Source organism: Bartonella vinsonii subsp. berkhoffii ATCC 51672 (assembly GCF_902825225.1).
Taxonomy (GTDB): domain Bacteria; phylum Pseudomonadota; class Alphaproteobacteria; order Rhizobiales; family Rhizobiaceae; genus Bartonella; species Bartonella berkhoffii.
The window spans coordinates 1-3,426 of record NZ_CADEAK010000035.1; the positions used below are offsets into that span (position 1 = coordinate 1).

The following is a 3,426-nucleotide window of genomic DNA, read 5'->3' on the forward strand; positions in this document are numbered from 1 at the left end:
TTAGGTGCCTCAAAAACACCTTAAAACCATAAGCGGATTGATTACCGAAATAATCAGTCTTCTGTACATTAAAGACTTTGACTCATTATATGCTACACGCGTATAATGACCTCGTCGGGTGTGGTTATGCCATAAAATACCCTTGTGAGGAAAGCATAACGACGGACTTGTAGCCGTGTTTTTCAGCACCCGGCATCCCTTGTTGGATGTCAATGAAAAACGTCTAAAACTACAAGGAGTTCATCATGAACACTCTTATAGAAAGCACTTTTAGTGAGAATGCTATTCAGACTATGTCTAGCATTGAAATTGCAGAAGTGTGTAGTAAGCAGCATAAGAATGTTATGCGCGATATTAAGCAAATATTTAGCGAGCTCAAATTTGAGCCGGCTAAATTTTTAAGCAGTTATATTGATGAACAAGGGAAAACTCGACCTTGTTATAATCTCCCCAAGCGAGAATGTTTAATTCTTGTGTCTGGTTACAGTACTGCTTTACGTGCAAAAATCATTGACTGTTGGCAAGAATTGGAAAGGCAGATTGCAGCTCCACAAATTGACTATTCAAGTCCACAAGCAATGATAGGTTTCTTGAATCACTTACAAAACCAAATCGAGCAGAAAGATCACGTGATTGCAGAATTAGAACCAAAGGCAAAAGCACTTGAAGGTTTAAAACGCTCTGATGGTCTGTTTGGGTTGATTGAAGCAGCTAAGATGCTGGAGGTACGACCAAAAGATTTAACCGATTACTTGCGAAAACATGATTGGGTCTATCGCCGTGCTCCAGGGGCTCCGTTGTTACCCTATCAGGATAAGATCAAGAAAGGATTTATGGACTGTCCTGCTATTACCATTCAAAGACCGGATGGAACAGAAAAAGTGCTCCCTTCAACAAAAATCACATCTAGAGGATTGGCTTGCTTGAGAGAACAAATCCATGGAGGTGTGCAATGAAGTGCAGTGTTGATTTCTTATGTGATTTGTGGATGGCATTGTCTCAATTTTCTAATCATCAAGGCATTGGAGATGAAGATTGTAACGCCTTGGTTCAAGTCATGGGTGTAGTTGAAAAAGCTTTGATTTTAAAGCTTCAAGATGACGTGCCAAATATTACAAAGATTTTAGCAGTTCTTACAGACTTTGGAGCTTCAGAGTTTCCTACAGTTATGTACCCGTTGTTGAAAGCTTACCAGCCAAATTTAGAAAATCCTGTTGTGAAAGCTGCTTAAGTAAAAACATGACTCCCCTCCCTGCTACAAAAGTGGGGAGGATGTTAATTACACCTACAGATTAAGCTGTGAATGAGAACCAAGACGCACCAAAATAAGTCTATCTTGACCGATTAATCGATAAATCAAAACCAAATCAGGTCGAATATGGCAATCTCGATAATCTTTCCAATTTCCAGTTAATGCATGATCATGATGTCGAGGTTCTAAAGGTTGATCATTTGCTAATGCGGCAATGATTTGGCGCAAGTCAGTCTTTAAAAGATGCCGATATCGCCCTTTCATTTCACGCTTAAAATCACGTTTGAAAACAGTGGTACGTTCAATCGTCCGCATAGAGATCATCAAATAATTCGTCTACAGAATTAAACTTTTTTAAGTTGTCTTCGTCTAATTCAGTAAAAGCCGCTATGGTCTCTGCATTAGGTTGAAACAAGAAGGATGGAATAGCTTTATCTTGCGCAATACGCGTCATCAACACTCTCACGACATCACTTACTGATAAGCCGGAGGCTTGAATAACTTGATTAGCAACATTCTGGATCTCTTCCGGTACACGTGCTTGAACCATGCGGCTGGCAGCCATGATGATCTCTCCTCTCTTAACTGTATTTCAATGTAATACAATTGAAGTTTAATTTCAACCGCAAAATGTTTGGCTTATCTGATACGCTATTAAACATCATTTTTTAGAATGGAGAGCTAGTTTATCTGCCACTTGCTTTTTTTAAGACTTCCCCCATACGTGTTCGCCAGTCTTTTCCTTGTTTTTTAAAAGAGGCAATAACGTTTGGGTCAAGACGTAGAGTAACCGCTTGTTTGGGCGATTCAACTGGTGGACGCCCGCGTTTACGGCGCTCTTCCGTTACATACTTAAAAAAGGAGGATGGTAAAACATCTTTAGCTGGCTTTAGACGTGCAAGTTCTTCATCTGTTAGTGGCGGAGAATCTACAGCATCCCAATCTTCTTTTGTGTAGCCACATCCTGTTTCAAAGGTTTTTTTGATAGTCATTGAAAACCTCTCTTTCTTTTTTATTAGCTCGACGGAAACTGATAATGGATATCGCTTCGTTACCAAGCTTTGCAAAAACAATAACTGTTGTGCCATCAGAAAAATGTCCAATAGCTTTCATGCGGTTTGAATGTGTCGCATCAATAAGAGCATGCTCCCAGTCAAAGTAAATAACATCAGCAAAATCAAGCTTATGTTTATCAATGTTTAAAACTCTTTTTGGTTCATCCCACACTATCTTCATATATTTTACGTACACTTAAAATACGATACAGTCAATAAATAAAGTGTACGATAATTCGCATAAATCCTTCAGAAGGAGAAACTCTGAATGACTAAGAAGCATCGTGAAGGTCTCTCGGTTCGAGCCTTTGCGAAAAAGATGCGTGTCTCTCCTAATGCGGTTGTTTCTCGGATTAAAACAGGCAAATTTGATGCGGCTCTTTTTGAAGATGGTTCTATCAATGAAGCTCTTGCAACAGCTATCTGGAATGAGAACCCAACAAAGCGCCCTGCCTCACTTTTAGCCCCTGATGGTCAACGGCGGACAAAGATCAAACAAGCCTCGACAGATGGAGCCAACGAATACAAGATAAAACTGGAGCGAATGCAAGTCGCACTTGAAAGAGAGAAGATTGCTCTTGAGCAGTTACGCGAAACAACTGTTGACCGTGAAGAAATGAAAAAGGCAGCGCGTGAATTTGGAAGAGCACACCGTGATGCCATGTTGAATTTTCCTCACCGTTTCGGTGCAAGCATTGCAGCACAAGTTGGATGTGATGCTGCTAGCCTTATTGGTGCCATTGATTATTATATGAGAACAGCTTTGCTTGAGGCAGTTAACATTCCAGTGCCTTTTCATGATCCTCATTCTCCAGAGTTAGAAAACTTGCAAGAAACGAATAATGGATGAAAATGCAATCGAAGAATTTTTCGCCAATGCCAATGACGCACGACAACCAGATCCACCGTACACGGTTTCGCAATGGGCGGATAAGAATAGATACCTTAGCACAGTTACGAGTGCAGAGCCTGGATTGTGGAGAACAAAGCGCACCCCTTATTTGCGCGAAATCATGGATAATCTTTCTGTTTATGATCCGACTGAAACAACGGTTGTGATGAAGGGGGCTCAGGTTGGAATGTCGGAAGCAGCGTTGAATTTTTGTGGTTATGCTATTC

General features: G+C 40.6%; 8 protein-coding genes. 4 read left to right on the forward strand and 4 right to left on the reverse strand.

What is annotated here, in order from left to right:
• The first annotated feature begins 245 nt into the window (after positions 1–245).
• The gene (locus J7R10_RS07780; protein WP_010704790.1) at positions 246–956 is read left to right on the forward strand and encodes a phage regulatory protein/antirepressor Ant; all 711 of its coding nucleotides are present in this window, start codon (positions 246–248) and stop codon (positions 954–956) included.
• Positions 953–1,231, forward strand: coding sequence for a hypothetical protein (locus J7R10_RS07785; RefSeq protein ID WP_010704789.1), 279 nt, complete (start codon positions 953–955; stop codon positions 1,229–1,231). The genes J7R10_RS07780 and J7R10_RS07785 overlap by 4 nt, the downstream gene beginning before the upstream one ends.
• A 54-nt stretch (positions 1,232–1,285) precedes the next feature.
• On the opposite strand, the gene J7R10_RS07790 is transcribed toward J7R10_RS07785, so the two are convergent.
• The 4 genes from J7R10_RS07790 to J7R10_RS07805 all read right to left on the reverse strand — a co-directional run bounded on the left by J7R10_RS07790 (position 1,286) and on the right by J7R10_RS07805 (position 2,488).
• Complete coding sequence (locus tag J7R10_RS07790; protein ID WP_010704788.1) at positions 1,286–1,567, reverse strand: type II toxin-antitoxin system YafQ family toxin; 282 nt, start codon at positions 1,565–1,567, stop codon at positions 1,286–1,288.
• A complete protein-coding gene (locus tag J7R10_RS07795) occupies positions 1,554–1,817 on the reverse strand; it encodes a type II toxin-antitoxin system RelB/DinJ family antitoxin (protein ID WP_010704787.1) in 264 nt (87 codons plus the stop codon). The genes J7R10_RS07790 and J7R10_RS07795 overlap by 14 nt, the downstream gene beginning before the upstream one ends.
• Positions 1,818–1,938: 121 nt before the next feature.
• Positions 1,939–2,244 (reverse strand): BrnA antitoxin family protein, encoded by a 306-nt coding sequence (locus J7R10_RS07800; RefSeq protein ID WP_010704786.1) that lies wholly within the window; start codon positions 2,242–2,244, stop codon positions 1,939–1,941.
• Positions 2,222–2,488, reverse strand: coding sequence for a BrnT family toxin (locus J7R10_RS07805; protein ID WP_010704785.1), 267 nt, complete (start codon positions 2,486–2,488; stop codon positions 2,222–2,224). The genes J7R10_RS07800 and J7R10_RS07805 overlap by 23 nt, the downstream gene beginning before the upstream one ends.
• Before the next feature lie 87 nt (positions 2,489–2,575).
• On the opposite strand from J7R10_RS07805, the gene J7R10_RS07810 reads away from it, so the two are divergent.
• Positions 2,576–3,157, forward strand: coding sequence for a hypothetical protein (locus J7R10_RS07810; RefSeq protein ID WP_010704784.1), 582 nt, complete (start codon positions 2,576–2,578; stop codon positions 3,155–3,157).
• The coding region (locus J7R10_RS07815) for a phage terminase large subunit family protein (RefSeq protein WP_208436417.1) at positions 3,150–3,426 on the forward strand (277 nt) is incomplete at its 3' end. The genes J7R10_RS07810 and J7R10_RS07815, both read left to right, overlap by 8 nt.